The sequence below is a fragment of the Arthrobacter sp. AB6 genome (assembly GCF_031844545.1).
Taxonomy (GTDB): domain Bacteria; phylum Actinomycetota; class Actinomycetes; order Actinomycetales; family Micrococcaceae; genus Arthrobacter.
This window is the reverse complement of sequence record NZ_JAUZVL010000049.1, coordinates 1-1,436: the sequence shown is the minus strand read 5'-3', so window position 1 is coordinate 1,436 and position 1,436 is coordinate 1. Positions and strand designations below refer to the sequence as shown.

1 protein-coding gene and 1 pseudogene are annotated in these 1,436 nt (G+C 67.0%); both read right to left on the bottom strand.

The annotated features are described in order from the left end of the window. A pseudogene (locus tag Q9R30_RS19245) lies at positions 1–339 on the bottom strand (DUF320 domain-containing protein); the annotation flags it as partial. 94 nt (positions 340–433) lie between these two features. After that, positions 434–1,357, bottom strand: coding sequence for a hypothetical protein (locus tag Q9R30_RS19240; protein ID WP_311218589.1), 924 nt, complete (start codon positions 1,355–1,357; stop codon positions 434–436). Positions 1,358–1,436 lie beyond the last annotated feature (79 nt).

Here is a 1,436-nt window from a genome sequence, read left to right as displayed (position 1 = left end):
GACAACCGCGTCGGCAGAGCCGGTGCCGGTGTTGCCGGTGCCCAGGTCGACGGCGGCTGCTGCCGTGAGATCGGTGGCGGTGCCGTTGTCGGTTCCGGTGACCGTTCCAAGGTTGACGGCCGTGTCCACCACGGCGGCGACGGCTGTCGTGTCGGACGGCGTTGGGCCACCCAGCAGGTCCAACGACGTCGAATCAGCGGCCGCCGCCGAGATGAGGGCGGACGCGGAGAGATCCGATCCGCTGGTGGTGTCCGCGGCGTTCGCCGCGGTGCAGCCGAGGGCTAAAAGCCCACCGGCAAAGAGGGTGCCAAGCAGCCCCCTGCGAAGGTTCGCACTCATAATGATGTCTCCTGAAAGAAGTTGAGGTGTCGGGGTGCTCGGACAGCAACCCGCTTTATCCGCGTTCTGCCTCAAGAGGGCAGACGGGTCTCAACTAGTCAGGACGGGAACCGGGGTCGAATGACACCGGTGCAGGGGCATGCTCAGGAGTATCCCCGGGGCGGACGGCACCGGGTGTTGAAAGGTCGAAATTGAAGGCGTTTAGCCAGGCCGCCGCACCGGACGAACCCCCGGGGGCCACGCTGCTTCCGGTGCCCGAAGCGGGCACGGCAGGCGCCTGGGCAGGGGCGGGCGAGTGGCCCGCCGTCGGCTGCTCCTGGGCTGAGTCGGGGCCGGCAAAGGACGCCCGCGAAGCTGCAGACGCCTGCGCAAGGGCAATCCCACCAAGCGGCGCGGCGCCGGTAGAAGCAGCCTCAACGAACGGAATAGCCGATTTAGGCGCCGTGGAGGCAGCTTCCCCGCCCGTGCCAGCCGGGACAGTTCCGGCGCTGGCAGGACTTCCTCCGTCCCCGCTCACGAGGGGCAGGTCGGGAAGCCCAACCGGCAACGGTGCCGAGCCTGTCACCAAGTCCGAAACAGGCTGCAGTACGGGTTCAAGCGCCGGAAGCGCCTCGGCTACAGGTGGAACGACTGCCTCCGCCACTTCCACCGCCGCGGCGTCAGCTGCGTGCGCTATGGGAATGGAGATGACCGATACCGCCCCGGCCGGGACCACTTGGTTCACAACGGGCACCGAGTAAACGAGCTGGTCTGCAAGCCCCGAGGCCTCTCCCACGAAGGGCGTAACCAGTCCCGGGGAGGAAACCGGCGCAGGTGCGGGCGTGCCGGGTGCGGGAGCAACAGGCGGCTTTTCCGCCACCGAAGAAACTGAATCGGTGACGCCCCCCAACAGCGTAGTTGCGTCCGAAAGGGTATCGGCCGAAGCCGTGGATGCCGAAAACGTCAGCCACGTAAGGGCGGCAGCACCGGCAAGGAACACCGGCCGAAGGGCACGCCACGGCGAGCGACTACCAGCCATGCGTACCACCCCCAGTACTGATTGCATTCGACGATGGCTACAGCCTAAGACCGAATGTTGCATGAAGTCTAGGGCCCGC

Excerpts from the sequence above, each read along its gene's own strand:
- Q9R30_RS19240 (WP_311218589.1), bottom strand. The coding sequence starts at position 1,357 with ATGGCTGGTAGTCGCTCGCCGTGGCGTGCCCTTCGGCCGGTGTTCCTT.